Annotated in this window: 22 protein-coding genes and 1 tRNA gene; 14 read left to right on the forward strand and 9 right to left on the reverse strand. The window is 63.7% G+C overall.

What is annotated here, in order from left to right; translation table 11 throughout:
- Window positions 1-3 precede the first annotated feature (3 nt).
- Genes ACK4FH_RS03370 through ACK4FH_RS03385 form a run of 4 tightly spaced genes read right to left on the reverse strand, consistent with a single transcriptional unit; the run spans window position 4 to window position 3803 of the window.
- On the reverse strand, window positions 4-789 hold the full coding sequence (locus ACK4FH_RS03370) for an ABC transporter ATP-binding protein (protein WP_409811193.1): 786 nt from the start codon (window positions 787-789) through the stop codon (window positions 4-6).
- Window positions 786-1562, reverse strand: a complete 777-nt coding sequence (locus ACK4FH_RS03375; protein ID WP_409811194.1) for an ABC transporter ATP-binding protein — start codon at window positions 1560-1562, stop codon at window positions 786-788. Before ACK4FH_RS03375 ends, ACK4FH_RS03370 begins: the two co-directional genes overlap by 4 nt.
- The gene (locus ACK4FH_RS03380) at window positions 1559-2806 is read right to left on the reverse strand and encodes a branched-chain amino acid ABC transporter permease (RefSeq protein WP_409811195.1); all 1248 of its coding nucleotides are present in this window, start codon (window positions 2804-2806) and stop codon (window positions 1559-1561) included. Before ACK4FH_RS03380 ends, ACK4FH_RS03375 begins: the two co-directional genes overlap by 4 nt.
- Before the next feature lie 7 nt (window positions 2807-2813).
- A complete protein-coding gene (locus ACK4FH_RS03385) occupies window positions 2814-3803 on the reverse strand; it encodes a branched-chain amino acid ABC transporter permease (RefSeq protein WP_409811196.1) in 990 nt (329 codons plus the stop codon).
- Window positions 3804-4091: 288 nt separating this feature from the next.
- Here ACK4FH_RS03385 and ACK4FH_RS03390 point away from each other — a divergent pair, with 288 nt between their 5' ends.
- Window positions 4092-4907: a crotonase/enoyl-CoA hydratase family protein gene (locus ACK4FH_RS03390; protein WP_409811197.1), complete on the forward strand. Its 816-nt coding sequence runs from the start codon at window positions 4092-4094 to the stop codon at window positions 4905-4907.
- Window positions 4908-4975: 68 nt separating this feature from the next.
- A complete protein-coding gene (gene pyrC / locus ACK4FH_RS03395; protein WP_409811198.1) occupies window positions 4976-6067 on the forward strand; it encodes a dihydroorotase in 1092 nt (363 codons plus the stop codon).
- Window positions 6068-6124: 57 nt separating this feature from the next.
- On the opposite strand, the gene ACK4FH_RS03400 is transcribed toward pyrC, so the two are convergent.
- Both ACK4FH_RS03400 and ACK4FH_RS03405 read right to left on the reverse strand, forming a co-directional pair.
- A tRNA-Ala gene (locus ACK4FH_RS03400) sits at window positions 6125-6200 on the reverse strand.
- Window positions 6201-6318: 118 nt separating this feature from the next.
- Entirely contained in the window at window positions 6319-6708 is a 390-nt protein-coding gene (locus tag ACK4FH_RS03405; RefSeq protein WP_409811199.1) for a TIGR02300 family protein, read from the reverse strand.
- A gap of 208 nt (window positions 6709-6916) precedes the next feature.
- Here ACK4FH_RS03405 and aroA point away from each other — a divergent pair, with 208 nt between their 5' ends.
- From aroA to ACK4FH_RS03465, 12 genes are all read left to right on the forward strand, one after another.
- Window positions 6917-8269: a 3-phosphoshikimate 1-carboxyvinyltransferase gene (aroA, locus tag ACK4FH_RS03410; RefSeq protein WP_409811200.1), complete on the forward strand. Its 1353-nt coding sequence runs from the start codon at window positions 6917-6919 to the stop codon at window positions 8267-8269.
- 8 nt (window positions 8270-8277) lie between these two features.
- Window positions 8278-8913, forward strand: a complete 636-nt coding sequence (gene cmk, locus ACK4FH_RS03415; RefSeq protein ID WP_409815130.1) for a (d)CMP kinase — start codon at window positions 8278-8280, stop codon at window positions 8911-8913.
- A 192-nt stretch (window positions 8914-9105) separates the two neighbouring features.
- Window positions 9106-10815, forward strand: coding sequence for a 30S ribosomal protein S1 (gene rpsA / locus ACK4FH_RS03420; protein ID WP_409811201.1), 1710 nt, complete (start codon window positions 9106-9108; stop codon window positions 10813-10815).
- A 151-nt stretch (window positions 10816-10966) separates the two neighbouring features.
- Window positions 10967-11911, forward strand: a complete 945-nt coding sequence (gene sppA / locus ACK4FH_RS03425; RefSeq protein ID WP_409811202.1) for a signal peptide peptidase SppA — start codon at window positions 10967-10969, stop codon at window positions 11909-11911.
- Window positions 11912-11984: 73 nt separating this feature from the next.
- A complete protein-coding gene (locus tag ACK4FH_RS03430; RefSeq protein ID WP_409669357.1) occupies window positions 11985-12320 on the forward strand; it encodes an integration host factor subunit beta in 336 nt (111 codons plus the stop codon).
- Between the two features lie 50 nt (window positions 12321-12370).
- Window positions 12371-12658: a lipopolysaccharide assembly protein LapA domain-containing protein gene (locus tag ACK4FH_RS03435; RefSeq protein ID WP_409811203.1), complete on the forward strand. Its 288-nt coding sequence runs from the start codon at window positions 12371-12373 to the stop codon at window positions 12656-12658.
- 86 nt (window positions 12659-12744) lie between these two features.
- Window positions 12745-13446, forward strand: coding sequence for an orotidine-5'-phosphate decarboxylase (pyrF, locus tag ACK4FH_RS03440; RefSeq protein ID WP_409811204.1), 702 nt, complete (start codon window positions 12745-12747; stop codon window positions 13444-13446).
- Between the two features lie 6 nt (window positions 13447-13452).
- On the forward strand, window positions 13453-14100 hold the full coding sequence (locus tag ACK4FH_RS03445; RefSeq protein ID WP_409811205.1) for a phosphoribosylanthranilate isomerase: 648 nt from the start codon (window positions 13453-13455) through the stop codon (window positions 14098-14100).
- A gap of 27 nt (window positions 14101-14127) precedes the next feature.
- The gene (gene trpB / locus ACK4FH_RS03450; RefSeq protein WP_409811206.1) at window positions 14128-15345 is read left to right on the forward strand and encodes a tryptophan synthase subunit beta; all 1218 of its coding nucleotides are present in this window, start codon (window positions 14128-14130) and stop codon (window positions 15343-15345) included.
- Window positions 15342-16181: a tryptophan synthase subunit alpha gene (trpA, locus tag ACK4FH_RS03455; protein WP_409811207.1), complete on the forward strand. Its 840-nt coding sequence runs from the start codon at window positions 15342-15344 to the stop codon at window positions 16179-16181. Before trpB ends, trpA begins: the two co-directional genes overlap by 4 nt.
- 12 nt (window positions 16182-16193) lie before the next feature.
- Window positions 16194-17108, forward strand: coding sequence for an acetyl-CoA carboxylase, carboxyltransferase subunit beta (accD, locus tag ACK4FH_RS03460; RefSeq protein WP_409811208.1), 915 nt, complete (start codon window positions 16194-16196; stop codon window positions 17106-17108).
- Window positions 17105-18439: a bifunctional folylpolyglutamate synthase/dihydrofolate synthase gene (locus ACK4FH_RS03465; protein ID WP_409811209.1), complete on the forward strand. Its 1335-nt coding sequence runs from the start codon at window positions 17105-17107 to the stop codon at window positions 18437-18439. The genes accD and ACK4FH_RS03465 overlap by 4 nt, the downstream gene beginning before the upstream one ends.
- A gap of 53 nt (window positions 18440-18492) precedes the next feature.
- On the opposite strand, the gene trxA is transcribed toward ACK4FH_RS03465, so the two are convergent.
- The 3 genes from trxA to addB all read right to left on the reverse strand — a co-directional run bounded on the left by trxA (window position 18493) and on the right by addB (window position 25419).
- The gene (trxA, locus tag ACK4FH_RS03470; RefSeq protein ID WP_409811210.1) at window positions 18493-18813 is read right to left on the reverse strand and encodes a thioredoxin TrxA; all 321 of its coding nucleotides are present in this window, start codon (window positions 18811-18813) and stop codon (window positions 18493-18495) included.
- A gap of 139 nt (window positions 18814-18952) precedes the next feature.
- Window positions 18953-22390 (reverse strand): double-strand break repair helicase AddA, encoded by a 3438-nt coding sequence (gene addA / locus ACK4FH_RS03475; protein ID WP_409811211.1) that lies wholly within the window; start codon window positions 22388-22390, stop codon window positions 18953-18955.
- Entirely contained in the window at window positions 22387-25419 is a 3033-nt protein-coding gene (addB, locus tag ACK4FH_RS03480; protein WP_409811212.1) for a double-strand break repair protein AddB, read from the reverse strand. Before addB ends, addA begins: the two co-directional genes overlap by 4 nt.
- Window positions 25420-25428: the final 9 nt, after the last annotated feature.

Genomic DNA, 25428 nt, shown 5'->3' on the forward strand with positions numbered 1-25428 from the left:
TTCCTATCGCCAGACTTTTCGTTTTTTCCAGCGCCGCTTGCCGCGTGCGCCCTGTTCCTTCTGTCCCAAATAGAATTCCCTGATGTCCTCATTCTCCTTCAGGCGCTGGCTGTCGCCTTCCATGACGATGCGGCCCACTTCCAGCACATAGCCGTAATCGGAAAGACCAAGCGCCATGTTCGCATTCTGCTCGACCAGCAGGATCGTCACACCGCGCTCCTCATTGATGCGGCGGATGATGGCGAAGATTTCCTTCACAAGCCGCGGCGAGAGGCCGAGCGAGGGCTCGTCGAGAAGCAGCACGCGCGGCCGCGCCATCAGCGCGCGGGAGATGGCGAGCATCTGCTGCTCGCCTCCCGAAAGCTGCCCGGCCTGCTGATGCATGCGGTCGCGCAGCACCGGAAAATAACCGTAGACCGCTTCCAGGTCTTCGGCGACGCCTTTGCGGTCGCGGCGCAGATAGGCGCCCATGCGAAGATTGTCCGCGATCGAGAGCGTCGGAAAGACTTCGCGCCCTTCCGGCACATGGCTGATGCCGAGCTTGACGATTTCGGAGGGGTCCTTGCCGTCGATTCGCTTGTCGCGATAGGCGATGGTTCCCTTTTGCGGGTCCATGATGCCGGAGATCGTTTTCAGGATCGTCGTCTTGCCGGCACCGTTCGCGCCGAGCACGGTCACGATCTGGCCCTCGCGCATATCGAGCGAGACGCCGCGGATCGCCATGATCGGACCGTAGAAGGTCTCGACATTGCGCAACGACAGAATGACGGGCGCATCGGGATTGTTCATGCGGCCTCCGTATCGTCGCCGCCGAGATAGGCGCGGATGACATCCGGATGCGCCTGAACCTCGGCAGGAGATCCCGTTGCGATGACGCGGCCGTAGTTCAATGCCAGCACGCGGTCCGAAACATCGTTCACAAGGTTCATGTCGTGTTCGACCATGATGACGGTGATGCCGAGCAGATTCTTGATGTCGGAAATCCAGAAGGACATGTCCTCCGTCTCTTCGACATTGAGGCCGGAGGAGGGCTCGTCGAGAAGCAGGATCTTTGGCTCCGCGCAGAGCGCGCGGCCGAGTTCCACCACCTTGCGCACGCCATAGGGCAGGTTGGCGATCATCTGGTCGCGGTAGTGTTGCAGGTCGAGAAAGTCGATCACCTCTTCCACCTTGCGGCGATGGGTGAGTTCCTCGTCGCGCGTGCGGCGGCCGAAGAAGAGATGCTCGAACACGCCGGTGCGGCGATGCGCATGGCGGCCGAGCATCATGTTGTCGAGCACGGTCGCAAGATCGAACAGTTCGATGTTCTGGAAGGTGCGTGCGATGCCGAGCCCCGCCACGCTGTGCGGCGGCAGCGATGTGATGTCGCGCCCCTCGAAACGGATGCGCCCGCTGGTCGGCTCGTAGATGCGGCTGATCAGGTTGAAGATGGTCGATTTACCCGCACCGTTCGGGCCGATGATCGTGAAGATCTCGCCCTTGTCGACGCTGAAGCTCACGCCGTCGACAGCCTTGATGCCGCCGAAATGCACCGCCAGATTTTCGACTTCGAGCAATGTCATCGGTTTCTCTCGCTGACCATGTAGCTCTTCTGGCGCTTGAACGTGCCTTTCTTGTAGAGCGGGAAAAGCTGGAAATAGGTCTTGATCTTCATCCAGCGTCCGTGGATGCCCATTGGCTCGAAAATCACGAAGAGGATGATGATGAGGCCGAAGATTCCTGCTTCGAGGCCAGGCAGTTGCCCGACCACGGACGGCAGGCTGTCCTTGGTGAGCGAAATGGCTTGCGGCAGCACGACAATGAAGGCCGCGCCGAACAGCGCACCATGCATGGAGGCAAGACCGCCGATCACCGCCAGCACAAGCAGATTGATCGAAAGCAGGATCGTGAAGCCTTCCGGGCTGATGAAAAAGAGGAGATGTGCATAGATCGCGCCCGCAAGACCCGCCATGCCGGCGGATATGGCGAAAGCTGTCGTCTTGTAGACGGCGAGATTGACGCCCATCGCTTCCGCAGCCGTTTCGGAGTCGCGGATCGCCATGAAGGCGCGGCCGGTCGACGAACGGCGGATATTGAGCCCTGCGAGCAACGTCAGCACGAAGAGCGCGAGCGCGAGGTAGTACATCTTCGCTTCGGAATCGAACGTGTAGCCGAGGATGGAGGGATCGGAGAGCACGAAGCCCATATTGCCGCCGGTCACATTGTCCCAGCGCGCCAGAATTTCCTCGACGATGAAGGCAAAGGCGTAGGTTGCGAAGGCGAGATAGATGCCCGTCATGCGAAGCGCCGGCAGGCCGATCACGACGCCAAGCGCGGCGGAGAGAAGAACGGCGGCGGGCAGCGTCACCAGAAGATCGAAACCCTGCGCCTGCAAAAGCCCCGCCGTATAGGCGCCGCAGGCCATGAAGGCGGCATGGCCGAGCGAAATCTGCCCGCACATGCCAAGCAGCAGAATGAGGCCGACGCCTGCAATGCCATAGACATAGACGAAAGTGATCTGGCTCGTGAAATAGAGGTCGAGAATGAAAGGCGCCGTGAGCGCGCCAACGCCGAGAAGCCCGTACCAGAAGGCGGCATGTCCGCCCTCACCATCGGCGTTCTGGCGGAGCAGTACGGCGCCGAAAAGCACCGCATAGACAGCGGCAATGCCAAACCAGTGGCCGGGTCCGAGCGGCATGGGCGAGGCATGCGCCAGTCCCGCCACGATCAGCGCATAAAGCGCGAGGCCGAGCCAGAATCGCGCCGTGCCGCCGAAGGGAAAGAGGCGGATGTCCTGCGAGTAATCCGTCTTGAAGATAAAGCGCATTCCGGCCTCACACTTTCTTCGGCGTGACGCGGCCGAAAATGCCTTCCGGCCTCAGCAGCAGCACGACGAGAAGAACAACATAGGCGGCTACGTCCTTGAAGCCTTCCGGCAGATAAAAGCCGGCCAACGCCTCGACGATGCCGATGATGAGCCCGCCGACGATGGCGCCGGGAATGGAACCGAAGCCGCCGAGAATGGCGGCCGGGAAGGCCTTGAAGATGACGCCGAAGCCCATCTGCGTATGGATGAAGGTGATGGGCGCGAGAAGCAGGCCCGCGAAGGCCGCAACACCCGCCGACAGGCCCCAGATCAGCGTGTAGACGCGCTTCACAGGTATGCCCATGTAATAGGCGGCAAGCTGGTTTTCGGACGAGGCTTCCATTGCGACGCCGAGCCGCGTGTAGCGGAAGAAGACGAAGAGGATGCCGCAAAGCACGATCGTGCTGGCGATGATCGCCGCATGGTCCTGGCTCACGACCAGCGCACCGAGGCGCAGATCGGCACCGGAAAAGGGCGTCGCCAAAGCGTAGGTGTCGGTGCCCCAGCCGGGGATCATGCTCACAACGGCGCGCACCACGAAGCCGAAGCCGAGCGTCACCATCACGATCGCGAAAACGGGCTGGCCGACCACAGGCCTGATGATGGCGCGTTCGGTCAGCATGCCGAAAAGAACCGCGCCCGCGACGGCAAATGCGGCGCCGAGCCAGAAGCCCACGCCATACATAGTGATGAAGGTGAAGGCGAGGAAGGCGCCGACCATCATCAGTTCGCCTTGCGCGAAATTGATGGTCTCGGTCGCCTTGTAGATGAGCACGATGCCGAGCGCGACCAGCGCATAGACGCAGCCATTGGCCACGCCGCTCACGACCTGCTGCATATATTGCGTCAGGCCCGCGCCATCCATGACGCCGAAGAGCCACAGAAAAGGCGGCGAAAAGAATGCAATGGTGGCACTTGCTGCAAGCAACCACCAGAGCCGGCCAAGAAGTCTGGTCATCCCCCCTACCGCATCCCCGTAACCTTGCGGGCTGCCGGGACCGGCAGCCTCCTCCCGGTCGAAGCTTAGATAAACTTTGCCGGCACGATCAATTCGAATCGGCCGCGGCGGCGGAAAAACGGTCAATGGCGCTGACGGAAAATCGGCCGGCCACCCTTTCGGGCAGTTCCGCCCCTGCGTAAGCCCGCAAATTGCCGGTTTTGCCTGCCGCAGACGGTCTTGCAATCGGATGGCGGGCTACTATGACTCTTGCCATCGACATTCAGCGCAGCCTAGCGGAGGACAAAAATGGAAGAGCGCGTCAAAATCACGATGAACGACGGCGTCGCCGATGTCCGGCTTGTCCGCACCGACAAGATGAATGCGCTTGACGATGCGATGTTCAACGGCCTGCTCGAGGCAGGCGAGCGGCTGAAGGCGGACAAGTCGGTCCGGGCGGTCGTGCTTTCCGGCGAGGGCCGTGCCTTCTGCGCCGGGCTCGACATGGGCAATTTCGGCCGCATGGCGAGTTCGGAAAAGCCGGCAGGCGGCGAGAGCGCCGTCACCAGCCGCCTTGCGCAGCGCAGTCACGGCATTTCCAATCGCGCGCAATATGCCGCGATGGTCTGGCGCGAGATTCCGGTGCCGGTGATCGCGGCCGTTCACGGCGTTGCCTTTGGCGGCGGCTTCCAGGTGGCGCTCGGCCCCGACATCCGCTATGCGGCGCCGGGCACCCGTTTCTCCGTCATGGAGATCAAATGGGGACTCATCCCCGACATGGCGGGCATGTATCTCATGCGCGGCCTGGCACGGGACGACGTGGTCCGCGAACTCACCTATACGGGCCGCATCTTCGAGGCCGAGGAAGCACTCCAGATGGGCTTCGTCACGCGCATCTGCGCCGACCCGCTTGCTGACGCGCTTGCCACAGCACGAGAGATCGCCGACAAGAGCCCGTCTGCGATCCGCGCCGCCAAGCGCATCTTCAATGCGGCACCGGACACCGATGCCGCAGCGCTCTTGCTGGCGGAATCGGTCGAGCAGGACAAGCTGATCGGCGGCGCACACCAGAAGGAAGCCATCATGGCCAATCTGGAAAAGCGCAAGCCGGTGTTTGCCGCCTGAAGCGAACCGCCGGTCTCATTGGGGCTCGCATCGCAATATAACAGGGCCGATGGCCGAGGACGATTTCAATGCCGGCATCTGATGTCGATACGAGTGCGGTCCGCGCCGGACAGGACAAGACCCGCCTGACGATCCGCCGGCCGGACGACTGGCATGTCCATCTTCGCGATGGCGCAATGCTCGCCTCGGTCGTCAACTATACCGCGCGGCAGTTCGGACGGGCGATCGTCATGCCGAACCTCAATCCGCCGGTCACAACGGTTGCAGCGGCCAAAGCCTATCGCGACCGCATCCTCGCCGCGGTCGAACAGGGCCTTTCCTTCACGCCGCTCATGACCTGCTATCTCACCGATGCGATCGATGCGGGCGAGATCGAGCGGGGATTTGCCGAGGGCGTCTTCACTGCCTGCAAGCTCTATCCCGCCAATGCCACGACCAATTCGGCGCATGGCGTCACGGACATCCGCAATATCTCCGGCGCTCTCGATGTCATGCAGCGCATCGGCATGCCGCTTCTCGTGCATGGCGAGGTGACGGACCGCCACGTCGACATCTTCGACCGGGAAGCCGTTTTCATCGAGCGCATTCTCAAGAAGCTGATATCGGATTTTCCGGCACTCAAGATCGTGTTCGAGCACATCACGACCGCCGACGCCGTGGCTTTCGTCGAGGCGGCGGGGCCCAATATCGCGGCAACGATCACGCCGCACCATCTGGCAATCAATCGCAACGCGATGTTCGAGGGCGGCATCCGGCCGCACTTTTATTGCCTGCCTGTCGCGAAGCGCGAGCCGCACCGGCTTGCCTTGCGCAAGGCCGCGGTATCGGGTTCGGCCAAATTCTTCCTCGGCACCGATTCCGCGCCGCATGCCGCTCATGACAAGGAATCGGCCTGCGGCTGCGCCGGCATCTTCAATGCGCCCTATGCGATCGAAAGCTATGCCACGGTGTTTGAGGAAGAAGGCGCGCTCGACCGGCTCGAGGCCTTTGCGTCGGAGAATGGTCCGAAGTTTTACGGCCTGCCGTTCAATGAAGGCACGGTCACGCTGGAGCGGCGCGAAACCCCGGTCCCGCAGAAGCTCAGGCTTGAAGCAGCGGAACTCGTGCCCTTCCACTCAGGCGAGACCCTGCGCTGGTCTTTTGCGGACACGAGCCAGTAAGGCGCAGCCTGCCCATGCGGGCGAGCGCGGCATCGGTCATTCTGTTTTCAGGAAGATTGGTGGAGCCAGACGGAATCGAACCGACGACCTCTTGCATGCCATGCAAGCGCTCTCCCAACTGAGCTATGGCCCCATATCTTGTCCGGCGCGGATTGGGCTCCGCGCCAACGGTGGCGGAACTTAGTGCCGCTCTTTCCCGCGATCAAGAGAAAGTTGGGCACCCTTCCGCCTGAAATCGCGGCGGACGGCAATCAGTCGTCGTCGCCCTTGCCGCCGCGCACGATGCCGGTCACGTCGTCGTCGCCATCCTCGTCATCGGCGAGGAAGGTGTCGTCATCGGCGTCATCATCGACATCGACATCCACGTCGACATCCACATCGATATCGTCATCGGTATCGGCGGCAAACTCGTCGTCCCGCATGGCGTCGAGCGAGACATTATCCTCGTCCTCGACCACGGCCCGCTTTACCGGCTTTTCCTTCGGCTTTTCAGCCGGCTTGGCGCGTTTTGCCTTCGGACCTGCATCCGGCACATATTCATGCTTGCACTTCGGACAGACGACGGGATTCTTGTTCAGGTCGTAAAACTTTGCGCCGCAGCTCGGGCAATCGCGTTTGGTTCCCAACTCCGGTTTCGACAAGTTCGCACTCCCGCATCAAATTGCGTCTCGAAGCGCACCCTTTCGGGAGCGCGCGGCCCAAGGCCTTGAAGGAAATTCCCATTGCCACGTTAAATTGCTCCTGTCAAAACCTATTCGCGCCCGGCCGGGGCGGGCATCGCTGCCCGATCCGGCGATTGGCCGGAAGACCTCCGGCAAAGCCCGAACCCCGCGCCCGCAGGAACATCAATTGACCTCTTCCCCCTCCTCCCCCCATGCAGGCCTGACCGCCGAACTCTCCCGCGCCCTCGGGGGCACGATCAGGGTGCCCGGCGACAAGTCGATTTCGCACCGGGCGCTGATCTTCGGGGCGCTGGCAGTCGGCGAAACGCGGATCACGGGGCTGCTCGAGGGCGAGGATGTGCTGTCGACCGCCGAGACCATGCGCCGCCTCGGCGCCCGCGTGACGCGGCATGAGGACGGCACCTGGTCGGTCTTTGGCGTGGGTGTCGGCGGTCTCCGCGAACCGGCCGAGCCGCTCGATTTCGGCAATTCGGGCACCGGGGCCCGCCTCGTCATGGGGCTTGTCGCAGGTCATCCGATCACGGCGACCTTTATCGGCGATGCCTCGCTGTCGCGCCGTCCGATGGGCCGGGTCATCAAGCCGCTCAGCGAAATGGGCGCCCATTTCCATGCCCGCGAAGGCGGGAAAATGCCGCTGACGCTGACGGGCGCGCGCCGTGCGCTGCCCATCACCTATCGCTCGCCCGTCGCCTCGGCGCAGGTGAAGTCGGCGATCCTGCTTGCCGGCCTCAATGCGCCTGGCATCACCACGGTGATCGAGCCGGTGCCCACGCGCGACCATACCGAGCGGATGCTCCGCGCCTTCGGCGCCCATATCGGGACGAAGCAGGGGAAGGACGGGCTCGAGATCAGCCTCGCCGGCGAGCCCGAACTCACGCCCTGCCCGATTGCCGTGCCGGGCGATCCCTCGTCTGCGGCCTTCCCGGTCGTTGCGGCGTTGCTGGTGCCGGGGTCCGAGATCGTGGTGCAGGGCATCACGCTCAATCCGCATCGCGCCGGGCTTTATACGACGCTCAAGGAAATGGGCGGCGACATAGAGGTCATGAACCAGCGCGACGAAGGCGGCGAGCCGGTGGCCGATCTGCGTGTGCGCCACAGCCGCCTCAAGGGCATCGACGTGCCACCCGAACGCGCCGCCTCGATGATCGACGAATATCCTGTCCTTGCGGTCGCCGCCGCCTTTGCAGAAGGCGAGACGCGCATGATGGGCATTCACGAGCTGCGCGTGAAGGAGAGCGACCGCATTGCCGCGACCGCATCGGGGCTGCGCGCCAACGGCGTCAAGGTCCATGAGAGCGATGACGGCATGGTGGTCGAAGGCCGCTCGGGCGTGGTCGATGGCGGCGGTCATGTGGTCACCCATATGGATCACCGGATTGCCATGTCCTTCCTCGTCATGGGACTTGCGGCGCAGAAGCCGGTGACGGTAGACGATGCCTCGATGATCGCGACGAGCTTCCCCGGCTTCACGAAGCTGATGCGCGGGCTTGGCGCGAGCCTTGCCGGGCAGGCGCAGTGAGCGGCAGCATCGTCATCGCGGTGGACGGGCCTGCCGCCTCCGGCAAGGGCACGCTTGCACGCAAGCTCGCCGCGCATTACGGCTTTGCCTATCTCGATACGGGCTCGCTCTACCGGGCGGTCGGCCACGCCGTGACCGCCTCAGGCAAAGACCCGGCGGATGACGCGGCAGCACTTGCCGCCGCCACATCCCTTGATCTTTCCAGAATCGACGAGTGCGCGATCCGTACCGCCGAAGCGGGCGCCGCCGCCTCGATCGTGGCGGCAATGCCATCGGTCCGGGCCGCGATCCTCGACCTGCAGCGGAATTTTGCCCATAATCCTCCCTGCGGCCTGCCCGGCGCGGTTCTGGACGGGCGCGACATCGGCACAGTGGTCTGCCCGGACGCCAGGGCAAAACTTTTCGTGACCGCCCGGCCCGAAATCCGTGCCCATCGGCGGTGGCTCGAACTCAACAATTCGGGCTCCAGCGTTGCCGAAGCACAAGTCCTTGAGGACATTCAGGACAGGGATCGCCGGGACGCCGGGCGCGAAGCGAGTCCGATGAAGCCCGCCGATGACGCGCACTTGCTCGATACCTCCGATTTGAGTATAGAAGCGGCGTTCGGCGCAGCCGTCGCGATCATAGATAAAGCATTGGGTTAAGTGCGTTTTCGTCCTCCGGGCGAGCGCGCTTTTTCGCATTTGCCGATGCTGTGGCAGGCAGATGGGCCGGATCTGTCAGCAACCCCTAACCGACTGCCCTATCCACCCGCTCCCTTGCGACCAACGATTTCGGGAGAAGACCCGCGGACCCAACCGCAGGCCGGAAAAAAGCATCGTCAGGAGACTTTTCCATTGGCTAACACTGCAAACGCGCTCAATCCGAGCCGCGAAGATTTCGCCGCCCTGCTCGAACAGTCCTTCATGGACAGCAACATGCAGGAAGGCTCCGTCATCAAAGGGACGGTCGTCGGCGTAGAGAACGATCTCGCCATCATCGATGTGGGCCTCAAGACCGAAGGCCGCGTCCCGCTCAAGGAATTCGCCACGCCCGGCAAGCCCGCCAATATCAATGTGGGCGACACGGTCGAGGTCTATCTCGAGCGCATCGAAAACGCGATGGGCGAAGCGGTGCTGAGCCGCGAGAAAGCCAAGCGCGAGGAAAGCTGGATCCGCCTCGAAGTCGCCTTCGAGAAGCAGGACCGCGTCGACGGCCAGATCTTCGGCCGCGTGAAGGGCGGCTTCACCGTCGATCTCGACGGCGCCGTGGCCTTCCTGCCGGGCTCGCAGGTCGACATCCGCCCCGTGCGCGACGTGACCCCGCTCATGAACATTCCGCAGCCCTTCCAGATCCTCAAGATGGACAAGCGCCGCGGCAACATCGTCGTCTCGCGCCGCGCCGTGCTCGAAGAGACCCGCGCCGAACAGCGCCAGGAACTCGTCGAGAACCTCAAGGAAGGTCAGGTGCTCGAGGGCGTCGTCAAGAACATCACCGATTACGGCGCGTTCGTCGATCTCGGCGGTGTGGACGGCCTGCTGCATGTCACCGACATTGCATGGCGCCGCGTGAACCATCCGACCGAAGTACTCTCGATCGGCCAGACCGTAAAGGTCCAGGTCATCAAGGTGAACCACGACACGCAGCGCATCTCGCTCGGCATGAAGCAGCTCGAAGCCGATCCGTGGGAAGGCGTCGAGGCGAAGTATCCGCTCGAAGTGCGCTTCAAGGGCCGCGTCACGAACATCACCGATTACGGTGCGTTCGTTGAACTCGAACCCGGCGTCGAAGGCCTCGTCCATGTTTCCGAAATGAGCTGGACGAAGAAGAACGTGCATCCGGGCAAGATCGTTTCCACCTCGCAGGAAGTGGAAGTGATGGTGCTGGAAGTCGATCCGGTGAAGCGCCGTATCTCGCTCGGCCTCAAGCACTGCATGGACAACCCCTGGACCACTTTCGCCGAACGCTTCCCGCCCGGCACGAAGGTCGAAGGCGAGATCAAGAACATCACCGAATTCGGTCTCTTCATCGGTCTCGATGCCGATGTCGACGGCATGGTGCACATGTCGGATCTCGACTGGAACCGTCCTGGCGAAGAAGCCATGCAGGACTACCAGAAGGGGCAGATCGTGAAGGCCGTCGTTCTCGACGTCGACACCGAGAAGGAACGCATCTCGCTCGGCATCAAGCAGCTCTCGGGCGATCCGATGGAATCGCTCGGCGAGATGCGCAAGGGCGCCGTCGTCACCTGCACGGTGACGGGCGTGACCGAGAACGGCCTCGAAGTGACGGTTGGCGAAGACAACATGCCGTCCTTCATCCGCCGTGCCGAACTTGCGCGTGACCGTGCCGACCAGCGGCCCGAGCGTTTCGCCGTCGGCGACAAGGTCGATGCGCGCGTGACGCAGTTCGACCGCACCTCCCGCAAGATCCAGCTCTCGATCAAGGCGCTGGAAATCGCGGAAGAAAAGGAAGCGGTTGCACAGTACGGCTCGTCGGACTCGGGCGCCTCGCTCGGCGACATTTTGGGGGCGGCCCTCAACAAGGCCAATACCGACGACAAGTAATCCGGGCTCAGGTCCGGATTCACCCGAACGGGGCGGCTTCGGCCGCCCCGTTTTCATTTCGACCTTCAAATGAAGGCAAGGGAAAGCGTTTACAGTTCCGCCTGCCGGAGTAAGCTTCCCGTCCTGATTGTCCTGCCCGGAGGAAAGCCTCGTGTCACTTGATGCCGACACTCTCGCCGACAGACGGCGCCTCAAGCGCCGCCTGTTTCTCTGGCGCGCCGGCGCGGTGCTCGCGCTGGCAGTCGCGCTGATCGTGGTGTCCGCCGACCGGGGCGTTTCCTTCAGACAGGCTCATATCGCGCGCGTGACGATCGGCGGGATCATCGTCGATGACCGCTACCAGCAGGACATGCTTGAAAAGATTGCGCGCGACCGCAACGTGAAAGCGGTCATTCTTTCCATCGACAGTCCGGGCGGCACGACGACGGGCGCGGAGGCGCTTTACGAGGCGGTGCGGGCGGTCGCGGAAGAAAAGCCCGTTGTCGCCGTGCTCGGCACGGTGGCGGCCTCCGGCGGCTATATCGCGGCCCTTTCCGCCGACCACATCGTGGCCCGTGGCAACACGATTACCGGCTCCATCGGCGTCCTCTACCAATGGGCGCAGCTTGAAGAGCTGCTCGGCAATATCGGCGTCGAGATGAAGGAGGTTAAGTCCTCGCCCCTCAAGGCGGAACCAAGCCCCTTCCACAAGGCCGACCCCCGCGCCATCAAGGCGACGCAGGATATGGTCGATGCGTCCTATGGCTGGTTCCTCCGCCTTGTCGGCGAGCGCCGGGGCATGGAGGAGGCGGCGGCGCGTCAGATCGGCGACGGGCGCGTCTTTACCGGCTGGCAGGCAGTCGAAAACGGGCTGGTGGACGCATTGGGCGGCGAGCAGGTGGCGATTGCCTGGCTTGCCAGCGAACACGGGGTCAATGCGGACCTGCCGGTGACCGACTGGGAGCCGAACTATCCCGGCAGCGGGTTCGCAGGCTTCCTTGGCCGTGCGGCGGGCGAGGCGGCACTCGTCACCATCGACGGGCTGAGCGGAAAAACGCAGCAGGCAAAAAGACTTACACTTGACGGTCTGACTAGCCTTTGGCAACCTGACCACTAATCAAGACAAGGTTCCCGCCACTTCCGGCAGATGACGGGCAACAAGGTGAGGCGCAGCCGGGGGACGCCAGAACATGATCAAATCGGAACTCGTCGCCCGTCTCGCACAAGCCAATCCCCATCTCTATCAGCGCGACGTGGAACGCATCGTCAGCACGATTTTCGACGAGATCAGCGCCGCGCTGGCGCGCGGCGACCGGGTGGAACTGCGCGGTTTCGGGGCCTTTTCGGTGAAAAGCCGCCCGGCGCGCACGGGCCGCAACCCGCGCACGGGTGAGCCCGTTCATGTCGAGGAAAAATCCGTGCCCTTCTTCAAGACGGGCAAGGAACTGCGCGAGCGCCTCAATAACGCCGATATTTCCGACGACAAGCTGATGAACCACGACGACAGCGACGGCGACGACGACTGAGCCGCCCCCCTGCCGTCTCCGCCGGATCATTCTGGACAGGAAGAAGACCGTTGAAACTCCTGCGCTGGATCGTCCTGCCGCCGATTATCATTCTCGTCATGGCGATTGCCGTCGCCAACCGGGGAGCGGTGACCTTCAGCCTCGATCCTTTCGATCAGGCCTCGCCCGCGATCAGTTTCGATCTGCCGCTTTTCCTCGTCATTCTCGCCTCGGTGTTCCTCGGCATCCTTGTGGGCGGCATGGGCGCATGGGCCCAGGCGCGGCGCAAAAAAGCCGCAAAAGCAGTGGAAATTCGGGAGACTGAGGCCAATCTTCCAGCCCTACGGGGCGAAAGCTAGAAACTTGTCCCCGCCCCGGACCGATCTGATATAAGGCGCGGAGACCCCTGTCCGGCCCTTGAGCCCAACCGGGAAGGCGATACGGCATGACCTCCGAAAACCCCATCTTCTGCGCGCTCGATACGACCGAACTCGGCCGGGCGATCGAGCTTGCCCGCGAGCTTGAGGGCAAGGTGGGCGGACTCAAGCTCGGCATGGAATTCTTCAATGCGCTGGGGCCTGCGGGCTATCACGCGGTGGCGGAAGCGGGCCTGCCGATCTTTCTCGACCTGAAGCTCCATGACATTCCGAACACGGTAGCGGGCGGCATTCGCGCCGTGCTGCCGCTGAAGCCCGCCATCGTCAATGTCCACACTGCCGGCGGCAAGGCGATGATGCGCGCTGCCGCCGATGCCGCGAGAGAGGCTGGCGACGACCGGCCGCTGGTGATCGGTGTCACCATGCTGACGAGCCTCGATGCCTCCGACCTTGCCGATACCGGCGTCACGGGCACGCCATCCGACCATGTCCGCCGCCTCGCCGGACTTGCCGCCGAATCGGGCCTCGACGGCGTCGTCTGCTCGGCCCATGAGATCGAAATGCTGAAGCGCGATCTCGGAGCGGACTTCAAGCTGATCGTGCCGGGCATCCGCCCCGCCGGCAGCGCAATCGGCGACCAGAAGCGCGTGATGACACCGGCAGAGGCGCTGGCACTCGGCGCAGATGTGCTCGTCATCGGGCGGCCGATCACCGGCGCGGGCAACCCCCGCCATGCGGCGGAAGAGATCGTCCGCTCGCTCGCGGCATAGGATCCCATGACGACGCGTGTGAAAATCTGCGGATTGTCGACGCCGGAGACGGTGGATGCGTCCGTTTCCGCAGGGGCGGAGTATCTCGGCTTCAACTTCATTTCGAGAAGTCCGCGTTTCGTCAGTATTGAAGCAGCGCCCGAGCTTGCCGCCCGCGTGCCATCGACCGTACTCAAGGTGGCGCTCAGCCTCGACGCGGACGATGCAGCCTTCGACGCCATGGTGAAGGCGATCCGGCCGGACATTCTGCAGCTCCATGGCGCGGAGCCGCCGGCGCGGCTTCTGGCGCTCAAGGCGCGCTACGGCATCCCGCTGATGAAGGCGATCGGCGTGGCCGAACCCGGCGATCCCGAAACCGGCGATATTTACCGAGATTCCGCCGATTTGTTGCTGTTCGATGCCAAACCGCCTAAATCTATGGCGGGCGCCCTGCCCGGCGGGAACGGCCTTGTTTTCGACTGGTCGCTGATCGCCGGACACCGGCCCGATATGCCCTGGATGCTGTCGGGCGGCCTCACCGCGGAGAATGTTGCCGAGGCAATCCGGATCACCGGCGCGGAAGCCGTGGACGTTTCTTCCGGCGTGGAAACCGCACCGGGACGGAAATCGCCCGAACTGATCGAAGTCTTCATCAAGGCGGCGAAGGCCGCCTGACAAGGCTTGCACCGAAAGAGAGATGTCTTGAACGCGACGACTGCAAATACACTGACACATGGCCCCGACGAGCGCGGCCGCTTCGGCATTTTCGGCGGACGCTTTGTCGCCGAGACGCTGATGCCGCTCGTGCTCGATCTCGAAAAGGCCTATGCGGATGCGAAGGCCGATCCTGCCTATCAGGCCGAGATCGACTTCATGCAGCGCGACTATGTCGGCCGTCCGAGCCCGCTCTATCTCGCCGAGCGCCTGACCGAACATTTCAACGGCGCAAAAATCTATCTGAAGCGCGACGAGCTGAACCATACCGGCAGCCACAAGATCAATAATTGCCTCGGCCAGATCCTGCTCGCACGGCGCATGGGCAAGACACGCATCATCGCGGAGACGGGCGCCGGGCAGCATGGCGTGGCGACGGCGACGGTCTGCGCTCGTTTCGGCCTGCCCTGCGTCATCTATATGGGCGCGACCGACATTGAACGGCAGAAGCCCAATGTCTTCCGCATGAAGCTCCTCGGCGCCGAAGTTATCCCCGTCACTTCGGGCACGGGTACACTCAAGGACGCGATGAACGAGGCGCTGCGCGACTGGGTGACGAACGTGGAGAATACCTACTATCTGATCGGCACCGTCGCGGGGCCCCATCCCTATCCGGCGATGGTGCGAGACTTCCAGTCCGTCATCGGCCATGAAACGAAAAAGCAGATGCTCGAACGCGAGGGCCGCCTGCCGGACTCGATCGTCGCCTGCATCGGCGGCGGCTCGAATGCGATGGGCCTGTTCCATCCCTTCCTCGACGACCCGTCGGTGAAAATCTATGGCGTGGAAGCGGCGGGCAAGGGCATCGAGACCGGCGAACATTGCGCCTCGCTCAAAGGCGGCACGCCCGGCGTACTGCATGGCAACCGCACCTACCTGCTGCAGGACGATGACGGGCAGATCAAGGACGGCCATTCGATTTCGGCCGGGCTCGACTATCCGGGCATCGGGCCGGAACATGCCTGGCTCCATGAGACGGGCCGCGCGGAATATGTTTCCGCGACCGACAATGAGGCGCTTGAAGCCTTCCAGCTCTGCTCGAAGCTCGAAGGCATCATTCCCGCACTCGAACCGGCGCATGCCCTCGCCTTCGTTGCGAAGATCGCACCTTCGCTGCCGAAGGATCACCTGATGGTGATGAATATGTGCGGCCGTGGCGACAAGGATGTGTTCTCCGTTGCCGGCTATCTGGGGGTGACGCTGTGACCACGCGGCTCGACAGGCGCTTTGCGGCTCTGAAAGCGGAAGGCCGCGCCGCCTTCGTGACATTCATCACGGGCGGCGATCCCGATTTCGACACTTCGTTCGAAGTGCTGAAGGGCCTGCCCGCGGCGGGCGCCGATGTGATCGAACTCGGCATGCCCTTCACCGACCCGATGGCCGACGGCCCCGCGATCCAGGCCTCGTCGCAGCGCGCTCTGCGCAATGGCGCCAGCATGAAGAAAACGCTCGATCTCGTGCGCCGCTTCCGCGAAAGCGACAATGAAACGCCGATCGTGCTGATGGGCTATTACAATCCGATCTATCACATGGGCGTCGAAACCTTCCTGACGCGGGCCTGCGAAGCGGGCGTCGACGGGCTTATCGTCGTCGACCTGCCGCCGGAAGAAGACGACGAGCTTTGCGAACCTGCGATGCGGGCGGGTTTGAACTTCATTCGCCTCGCGACGCCGACAACAGACGACAGGCGGCTTCCCGCCGTGCTCGCTAATACGTCGGGCTTCGTCTATTACGTCTCGATCACCGGCATCACCGGTTCGGCAAGCCCGGAAGCACGCAATGTCGCTGAAGCCGTAGCGCGCATCAAGCGGCACACGCCGCTCCCCGTCGCCGTCGGCTTCGGCATCAAGACACCGGCGCAGGCCGCCGACATCGCCCGCGCGGCGGATGGCGCGGTCGTCGGCTCGGCGATCGTCGATGCCATTGCGAAGGAACTCGACAGCGAAGGCCGGGCAATGCCCGGCGCTGCGGAGCGCGTCCTCGGCTTCGTGCGCACACTGGCCGATGGCGTCCACAAGGCGCGCGCGGCGGCCGCGGAATAGGGAGATCAGCAGATGAACTGGATCAACAATGTCGTCCGGCCGAAGATCCAGCGGGTCTTCAAGAAGAAGGCCGACACGCCGGACAATCTCTGGAATAAGTGCCCGTCCTGCGGCGAGATGATCTTTCATCGCGATCTCGATGCGGCGCAGCGGGTTTGCCCGAGTTGCGACCATCATCTGCGCATCGGCTCGAAGGAACGGTTCGCCGCGCTGTTCGACAATGGCGAATTTCAGACCGTCGAAGTGGGCAGCGTGGTTGCCGATCCGCTCAAGTTCCGCGACCAGAAGAAGTATCCGGACCGGCTGAAGGAAGCGCGCACGAAAACCGGCGCGGAAGATGCCGTGACGGTTGCGCGCGGTCCGCTTGACGGCGTCGAAACCGTGATCGCGGTCGAGGATTTCGCCTTCATGGGCGGTTCGCTCGGCATGGCAGCTGGCGAGGCGATCATCAAGGGCGCGGAGACGGCGCTCGAAATGAAGGCGCCCTATGTCCTGTTCACGGCGGCGGGCGGCGCGCGCATGCAGGAGGGCATTCTCTCGCTGATGCAGATGCCGCGCACGACGGTCGCACTACAGCTGCTGCGGGAAGCGGGGCTTCCCTTCATCGTGGTGCTGACCGACCCGACAACCGGCGGCGTGCTCGCCTCCTATGCGATGCTCGGCGATGTGCATATCGCTGAACCGAAGGCCCTGATCGGCTTTTCGGGACGGCGCGTGATCGAGCAGACGATCCGCGAAAAGCTGCCTGAGGATTTCCAGTCCGCCGAGTTCCAGTTCGATCATGGCATGATCGACATGATCGTTCACCGGCACAAGCTGAAGGAAACGCTCTCGCGGCTCGTGCGGCTGATGACGCATCGCCCGCGCAGCACCAAGCAGCAAAGCGCCAATGTGCCCGCAACGGTGACGGCGCCGTCCGCATCGTGAGCGAAGAGACGCCTGCGCGCAGCGACGTCATTCTCGAAAGGCTGACGAAGCTTCATCCGAAGCTGATCGACCTTTCGCTTGATCGCACATGGCGGCTGCTTGCCGCACTTGGTCATCCCGAGCGTAACCTGCCGCCGGTCTTTCACGTTGCCGGGACCAATGGCAAAGGTTCCGTTTCGGCGATGATCCGGGCGATGCTCGAAGCGGGCGGCTACGCGGTTCATTCCTATACATCGCCGCACCTCGTTCGCTTTCACGAGCGCATTCGCCTTGCCGGGCGGCCACCGAGTGCCTTCATCGAGGAGGATGAACTCGCGGCATTGCTCGATGAATGCGAGCGCGCGAATGCGGGCGAACCCATCACCTTTTTCGAGATCACCACGGCGGCGGCGCTGCTTGCCTTTTCGCGGCATCCGGCGGATGCCCTCATACTCGAAGTCGGGATGGGAGGACGGCTCGACACGACCAATGTGATTGCGAAACCTGCCATCAGCATCATCACGCCGGTCGATCTCGACCATCAGGCATTTCTCGGCGATACGCTGACGCTGATCGCATCGGAGAAGGCGGGCATTCTGAAGCCAGGCGTGCCGGGCGTGATCGGACCGCAGCACGATGAAGCGCGCATTGCCATCGAAATGGCGGCAGAGCGGACCGGCGCGCCGCTGCTCATTCATGGTCAGGATTTTTCCGCGCATGAAGAGGCGGGCGCGCTCATCTATCAGGACGAGCAGGGACTTCTCGACCTGCCTTTGCCGCGCCTGACCGGACGGCATCAGATCGGCAATGCCAGTATTGCGATTTGCGCGCTGCGCCAGGCTGCCATGCTGCCGCTCGAGCGCGACGCCATCGCCCGCGGCCTTGCCCATGCCGAGTGGCCGGCGCGGATGCAGCGTCTGACGCGCGGACCGCTATTCCGGCATTTGCCAGAGGCTTGCGAAGTGTGGCTCGATGGCGGGCACAATCCGGCGGCGGGCCGCGCCGTCGCCGAAGCCATGGCCGATATTGCGCAGCACGATCCGGCAGCCGCGCCGCGCCCGCTGCTGCTGCTCACGGGCATGCTGGAGACGAAGGACGCGACCGGTTATTTCGCGGCCTTTCGCGGGCTGGCGGCGCATGTTGAAACGGTGACGATACCCGGCGCCGATGCGAGCCTTCCCGCCGGGCGGCTTTGCGAGATGGCGCGCGATGCGGGGCTCAGCGCCAATGCGTCGGGCAGTATCGATGAAGCGCTCGACCGGCTTGCCGTTGCCGCCGGACGCGCGGCGCCGCGCATTCTCATCTGCGGCTCGCTCTATCTCGCCGGGCACATTCTCAAGGAGAATGGCTGAGACAATAAAAAAGGCCGGTCGAGCGACCGGCCTTTCTTCGGGCTCAACTCTTTTCAGAGCGAGCTGTCGATCCATTCGACGATCTTGCCCTTCGGCAGCGCCCCGACTTTCGTCGCCGCAACCTGCCCGTCCTTGAAGATCATCAGGGTCGGGATACCGCGCACACCATATTTGGTCGGCGTGTCCGGATTCTCGTCGATGTTGATCTTGGCGACGGTGAGCTTGCCGCCGTAATCCTTCGCGATTTCCTCAAGCGCCGGGCCGATCTGCTTGCAGGGCCTGCACCATTCCGCCCAGAAATCGACGAGGACCGGGCCGCTCGCATCGAGCACATCGGATTCAAACGATGAATCGGTCACTTTGCTGGTCGTCATTTTGTCATCCTTCAAAAGCCCGGCCGCCGGTTTGCGGGGCAGGGCGCGCGTGAGACGCGCAAACACCTGATGGTTCACGTTAGCTTCAATCTAGGAACGCCCCCCGGCAAGGTCAAGGCTGCCGCATTGCCACAGGTCTTCATGATTTGAGTGCATTTTCCAGCATTTCGGCGGGCAATAGCATGAGATGCGGCGTTTCCGTCCAGAGCAGGGCGCAGCGAATCACACGCTTTGGATAAATCTTCTGGAGGACCGCACGATAAGCCGCCATCTGGGCGACATAGGCGGGCGCCACATCCTGAACTTTCGCTGGCGGCGGGCGATTGGTCTTGTAGTCGACGATCGTCACTTGCCTTTCTTCGATGCAGAGACGGTCGATCTGGCCACCCACGAGAAGCGGCCGCCCGCGAAACTCGATCATGCCCGCGACCGGCACTTCGGCGCGGCTGCCTGGCGCGAAGACGGCGGCAAGCGCCTCGTCTTCCAGCACCCTGAAGACCGCCTGTTCGATTTCACGCTGTGCGCCGTCATCAATTCCGTGAACGGACAATGAGAGGAAGCGGCGCGCGGCCTCCCGGCGGGTTTCCGGCGGCAGGTCCGGCAGGGTTTCGAGGAGGCGGTGGATGAGGCTGCCACGGCGGAAGCGCGAGGCGGCATCATCCGTCACAGGCGAAGAGACCGCGGGTTCCGCCATGCCCTCCGGTGGCAGGCGCGACGGCGCAAGAGGACGCGACGGGGCGGGCTCGGCCGGCGCCTCGCGCATGGCCCAGGCGGGGAGCGGCGGCGCCACGGGGCGCGCCTCCACCTGCGCTGCATCGGGCTCGCGCCGCTGCCTGCCTTCGATGCGCCAGACACGGCGGCCATCATCAAGCGCAATTTCCTCCGATTGCGGAATCAGCGCCTCGCAAATCATTTCATACCAGCAGTCGGGCGACGGCAGGTTGCGTCCCCGGTATCCCGCGACATAGAGCCGGTCGCGGGCGCGCGTCATCGCCACATAGAGGAGACGGCGATATTCGGCCGCCTGCAATTCGCGCAGCCGCTCGCGTGCGGCAGCGCTTACCTCGTCCTCATCCTTCTTGCGTACCGGCCAGAGCAGGAGCTTCGGTCCATCCTCGCCAAGCGAGGGAAGCGACAGAAGCGCGGGGTCATGCGCGCCGCCAAGCGCGGCACAGGTGTCCGGCATGAAAACGATATCGGCCTCAAGGCCCTTGGCGCCATGCACCGTCATGACACGGACTTCATTGCGGCCCTGATCCATGTCGCGCTTGATCTCGGCCGCGCCGCGCTCCAGCCAGTGCAGGAAGGCTTCGAGGGAGGGAGGATGATTGCGCTCAAATTCCAGTGCCAGCGAGAGGAACTCGTCGATCGGGTCCGCGGCATCCGGCCCGAGCCGCGCGAGGAGGCGCTTTCGCCCTTCTTCCCCCGCCAGCAGATGCGCGAAGAACTCATAAGGCGGTTCGAAATCGGCGCGGTCGAGGAGGCGCGTGAGAAGCGCATCCGCCTCCGCATATCGGGGATTTGCGGCGGCATTCTCCTTCAGCGCCTTCCAGAGCGTTCCCTTTCGCGGATAGGCAAGGTCATAGAGCTCGTCTTCCGTGAGGCCGCAGAAGGGGCCTTTCAGCACGGTGGCGAGCGTCAGATCGTCTTCCGGCAGCAGCACGAAACGGCCAAGCGCGATCAGATCCATTACCGCCATCTGCTCTGTCAGCACCATACGGTCTGCGCCGGCCACAGGAACGCCGAGCCGCTTCAGATGACGCACCATTTCACCGACAAAGGCATTGCGGCGGCGCACGAGAATGAGAATGTCTCCCGGCTCAATGGGGCGGCCGCGGCCTGCCAGCATTTCCTTCGTGTCAAGCCAGCCGCGAATGGTCAAGGCGATGCGGGCGGCGAGCCGAGCCATCGGCGCCTCGCCCGTCACATAATCGAGCGGCGCATCCCAGGGATTCGGGTCGCCATCGTCGTCAGGCACTTCCAGCCCCCAGATTTCGACGAGACCCGCATCGAGATCGCGATGGGCGATATGCGGGTCGACATCACCGGATGCAGTGAGACCCACCCTTGCGCGCTCAAGCCCGAAAACGCAATCGACAGCCGAGAGGACTTCCGGCACGGAGCGGAAGGAGCGCGTGAGAGGCACATAGTCCCAGCCGAGCTCGGCCTCCTTCACATGTTTTTCGAAGTAGCGCTTCATGGCGTCGAAGCGCGCGGGGTCCGCACCCTGGAATGAAAAGATCGACTGCTTTTCATCGCCGACAGCGAAGATGGTGCGGACCGCCTCGCGCGCGCCGCTGCCCGCGACAAATTCATCCGCTATGCGGGCGACGACATCCCATTGCTCGGGGCTCGTATCCTGCGCCTCGTCCACCAGAATGTGATCGATGCCGCCATCGAGCTTGTAGAGCACCCAGGGGGCCATGGCACTGCGGGTGAGAAGCTCGCGGCTCTTCTCGATCAGATCGTCATAGTCGAGCAGCGCACGGGCGCGCTTTTCCTCGGAGAAGGCATCGAGGATCTCGACGGCGATGGTGATAATCGCTTCCGTGGCTTCGGCGACACGGATGGCGCGGAGGCGCGAGACGAGCCGATGGACACGCTGCTGTTCCTCATCAAGCGCACGCGCAGCATCGGGGTTTTCCTCGGCGAGCTTCTTCGTGATCAGGCGCGCACGGGGCGTCAGTTCCTTCGTCAGAAAAATCGAAATGTAGTCATCGGCGGCGTCGGCGCGATCCGGCAGGGCAAGAATGCCGGCGAGCGCGGCTGCCCTCTCGACATCGGCCTTGGTACCGCCGCCAAGGATTTTTGCAGCGTGGCGCATCTCGGCGTCCGGGGAGGAAATGATGTCGTTCAGAACAGAATCCGTTCCCTCATTCTCACCCACCGAGAGCGCGGCGCGGATGGCGGCGCAGATCCCAGCCAATCCACCGAACCGGGTGAGCATTTTCTGGAAATTGCCGCGCTGGCCGGTGACTTCCGCAATGAGCTTGCCGAAGGAAAGTTCATCGACGCGCGAGACGACATGCAGCAGCGCCCTGCCGAGCGAGGAAGACGTGTCGGCCATGGCCGCGCGCAGAACCGTGTCGCGCACATCGGCCATCAGTTCCTGTGCGCTGCGCTCATCGAGAATGTCGAATTGCGGCGGCACGCCCGCTTCGAGCGGGAAGCGTCCGAGAAGCCGCTCGCAAAAGGCATGGATCGTCTGGATCTTCAAGCCGCCCGGCGTTTCGACGGCGCGCGCGAAGAGGCGTCGCGCCAGTGCGCGCTTTTCAGCATCGGGCTTGCCGCCTTCGATCTCGGCAATGGCATCGTCAAGCTTTGCGTCTTCCATCGTCGCCCAGGCGCCGAGGCGCAGATAGAGGCGTGAGGACATTTCGGCGGCGGCGGCCTTGGTGAAGGTGAGACAGAGGATGCGCTCGGGCGGCGTACCGGCGAGCAAGAGGCGCGCGACGCGCGTCGTCAGCGCATGGGTCTTGCCGGAACCGGCATTGGCCGACACCCAGACGGAGGTTTCCGGGTGCGAGGCGCGGCGCTGGGCTTCATCGGGCGCCATATGTTTCGCGGGCCCGCTCATTCGCTATCCTCACCGGCGGACGACCATTCCTTCACGCGCGCCAGATGGTCGTAATCGCCGAAGCGGCCCCAGAACATCGGCCGGGGACGCGAGAGATAGGGCGTCTTTTCGCTCTCATACTGGCGCAGCAGATCGACAAGTGCCGCATAGATGCTTTCGGCGAGATCGCCGCCCGGATCGGCGATCACCTGTTCCTCGCCCGCCTTCTCGCCACCACTCAGACGCAGATAGACCATGCGGCTTGTGCGCGATGCGGGGATTTCCGCACCTTTGCCCTTTTTCTCGCGGAAGCCGCCGCGGGCGGCCATCGCCGCTTCGAGAGGCAATTGCGGTGCGAGGCCGATTTTCACCTGCTTCGCGCTTGGCGGCGCACCGGTCTTGTAGTCGACAATGTTGATCGTGCCGTCGTCGCGCAGATCGATGCGGTCCGCCTTGCCCCTCAACGTGACGGGACGCGCGAGCTCGCCGAGCAGGATTTCGCCCTTCGCCTCGGCTATGGAACGGCGCAGGCCCACGCGGTTCTCACGTTCATATTCGACGATCCATCGTGCAATACGCTCGAAGCGCGGCCACCAGAAAGCGGCGACTCCCGGACGGCCGATCGCCGCCGCAAAAACCTCTCGCCCGATTTCGAGCAGGTGCTCAAGAGCATGGTCCGGCAAGGCGTCGGGAAAGGCATCGACAAAACGCTCCAGCGCCTCATGGATAATGGTGCCGCGCTCCGCGGCGGCGATCTCGGCATCGATCGGATCAAGAACGGGAAGGCGCAATATCTTCCTCGCATAGATCGAATATGGATCCCGGATCAGCGTTTCGATCTCCGTCACCGAGAATTTGCCGGGCCGCGCATCGAGCGGGGGCGCGGGGCGCGGACGAACGGGATCGAGCACACGCGCAGGCGCATCGAGTCGCTGCGCCCATTGCCACCATTCGGCGGGCGCCATCTTCTTCTGTCCCAGACCCTGGATGACGCTTTCAAGCCTGAGCCACCAGCGCGAGGCGACAGCAGGCGCGCCATCGACCTTCAGCGCGCGCGTGAGCACCGCTTCGGCCGCAGATGCGCCTTCAGCAAAATCATGTGCGGAAAGACCAATGCGCCGCTCCGGCGGCTCGAGCCCCATGGCGGCGCGCATGGGACGGTTCACCCAGGGATCGATATTCGCTTCGGCGGGCCAAATACCTTCGTTCAATCCGCCGAGGATCATGCGGTCGGCATGTTGCAGGCGGGCTTCGAGCGGGCCCCAGATGAAGAGACGCGGATGAAGACCGAAATGCGGGCGCACCACGCGAGCGGACAGGAGTTCATCGAAGAAATGCGGATAGGATTCCGGCACGATCTCGCCAAGGGCAGGTGCGGATTCGATCAGTTCCCGAATGAAATCCGCTGTGGCGTCGCCGGCTTCACCCGACCAGAGGCGGGCGGCACCGTCATCATGGGGTGTCGCTGCAAGTGCCTCGGCGGCGCCGACATGGGCCATCACGAAATCTTGTGCCGGTGCGGTGCCTTGCATACGCGCAATGAAAGGTGCCAGAGCGGTTTCGATACGATCAAGCAGCTTGCCGATATTTGAAAGCCTTGCGTCTGGCATTTTACCGTCGGGCCGCTCGCGCGAAATCTCCGCCGCGAGCGCGCGCCGCAACCCTTCGATTCCCGGCGCCGGGCGCGGGCCGCGCAGCAGGATTTCCTCAAGCGCCCGGACATTTGCCCGGAATCGCGCAGGCTCGCCGCCCGCGCTTGCGAGCGGATGCTTCAGGCAGGCCAGTAGCGGCACAGGCGCGAAATCTTCCGCCACCATGGCGGCGACCAGACGCAGGAAGGCGGCGGGCGCCGTTTTTCCGAGCGGCTCGCCGCCTGAGTCGTTCACCTCGATATTCCAGCGGCGAAGCTCCATCGCCACGCGGCGCGCGAGCCTGCGATCCGGCGTGACGAGCGCGGCGGTCTTTCCAGGCACTTCCAGCGCCTCGCGCATGAGAAGCGCGATGGCGCCTGCCTCGTCGCGCTCAGACGGCGCCTCGATCAGCGAAAGACCCTGCAATCCTTCCGCGGCCGGTTTCTTCAGGCCGGCGAGGCGGCTGCGCCATTTATCCGTCGTCTCGGCCGGGCGGAGCGCTTCGGAAAGGATGCGCGCGCGTAAAGCGCTTGCGGGCTCTGCCACCGCGCCCGGCCAGAGCGCAACATCCGCGCGCTCCGCCCTCAAGCGGGAGAGGAGTTTCTTCATGCCGTATTGGGGATGAGAGGCCGTGCCCGGACCGCCGATCGTTTCCCAACTCTCTTCATCGAGATCGAAGTCGAGACCTGGCAAGACGACGCCACCGAGCGGCAGATGCGCAACAACATCGAGAAGGTCGGCGGTGGCGGGGATTGAGCCCGTCGAGCCCGCCGCGATGACGGGCGCGGCAGGCGGCACCGCCTTCCAGGCTTCCGCCTGTGCGCTCAAAAGAAGATTGCGGCGCTCCGCCTGCTCCATGAAACCCAAACGCGCAAGCTCTGCCGGCCAGCGCGCAGTCAGCACGTTCAGGAAATCGAGTGTCACCTGCCAATGGCCGGCAAATTCCTGCGGCACAAGCGTCTCAAGCTGCGCGAGGTCCGCCCCCTCGGTCAGGATCATGTCGAGGAAGCGGCCAAGATCGGCGGCGAGGCCAAGCGCGCGGACGTCATCGGCGCCGCCTTCGACGGCGATCAGGCGCGCGAGGCGAAGCTGCCGCTCCATCGCGGGCATGGGTGGCGGCAGCAAAAGCGCCTCGGCGCCAAGGCCCGCTGGATCGAGGATCAGCTCTTCCTCGTCGATATCGCCGAGCGCGCGGATCGAAGGGAGGATGAGCGCGGCGCCATCGCCCGCGCGCAGGAAGGCTCGCCCGAGGGCGCGCACGGCACGGCGCGTAGGGAGGAGGATCGTCAGATCGGCGAGTTCGAAACGCCCGGCAAAGCGTCCGCCAAGCGAGGGGTCGGCGAGCAGGGCCGAGGCCAGCCGTTCGAGAAACGGCACGCCGGGCGGCATGGAGAAGATCGTCGGAGAATCGGCCCTCATGGGCCCCAT

Source organism: Parvibaculum sp., from assembly GCF_046297875.1.
Taxonomy (GTDB): domain Bacteria; phylum Pseudomonadota; class Alphaproteobacteria; order Parvibaculales; family Parvibaculaceae; genus Parvibaculum.

What these genes read in the sequence shown, in the direction of transcription:
- ACK4FH_RS03370 (WP_409811193.1), bottom strand. Translation starts at nt 789, where the DNA reads ATGAACAATCCCGATGCGCCCGTCATTCTGTCGTTGCGCAATGTCGAG.
- ACK4FH_RS03375 (WP_409811194.1), bottom strand. Translation starts at nt 1,562, where the DNA reads ATGACATTGCTCGAAGTCGAAAATCTGGCGGTGCATTTCGGCGGCATC.
- ACK4FH_RS03380 (WP_409811195.1), bottom strand. Translation starts at nt 2,806, where the DNA reads ATGCGCTTTATCTTCAAGACGGATTACTCGCAGGACATCCGCCTCTTT.
- ACK4FH_RS03385 (WP_409811196.1), bottom strand. Translation starts at nt 3,803, where the DNA reads ATGACCAGACTTCTTGGCCGGCTCTGGTGGTTGCTTGCAGCAAGTGCC.
- ACK4FH_RS03390 (WP_409811197.1), top strand. Translation starts at nt 4,092, where the DNA reads ATGGAAGAGCGCGTCAAAATCACGATGAACGACGGCGTCGCCGATGTC.
- pyrC (WP_409811198.1), top strand. Translation starts at nt 4,976, where the DNA reads ATGCCGGCATCTGATGTCGATACGAGTGCGGTCCGCGCCGGACAGGAC.
- ACK4FH_RS03430 (WP_409669357.1), top strand. Translation starts at nt 11,985, where the DNA reads ATGATCAAATCGGAACTCGTCGCCCGTCTCGCACAAGCCAATCCCCAT.
- pyrF (WP_409811204.1), top strand. Translation starts at nt 12,745, where the DNA reads ATGACCTCCGAAAACCCCATCTTCTGCGCGCTCGATACGACCGAACTC.
- ACK4FH_RS03445 (WP_409811205.1), top strand. Translation starts at nt 13,453, where the DNA reads ATGACGACGCGTGTGAAAATCTGCGGATTGTCGACGCCGGAGACGGTG.
- accD (WP_409811208.1), top strand. Translation starts at nt 16,194, where the DNA reads ATGAACTGGATCAACAATGTCGTCCGGCCGAAGATCCAGCGGGTCTTC.
- trxA (WP_409811210.1), bottom strand. Translation starts at nt 18,813, where the DNA reads ATGACGACCAGCAAAGTGACCGATTCATCGTTTGAATCCGATGTGCTC.
- addA (WP_409811211.1), bottom strand. Translation starts at nt 22,390, where the DNA reads ATGAGCGGGCCCGCGAAACATATGGCGCCCGATGAAGCCCAGCGCCGC.
- addB (WP_409811212.1), bottom strand. Translation starts at nt 25,419, where the DNA reads ATGAGGGCCGATTCTCCGACGATCTTCTCCATGCCGCCCGGCGTGCCG.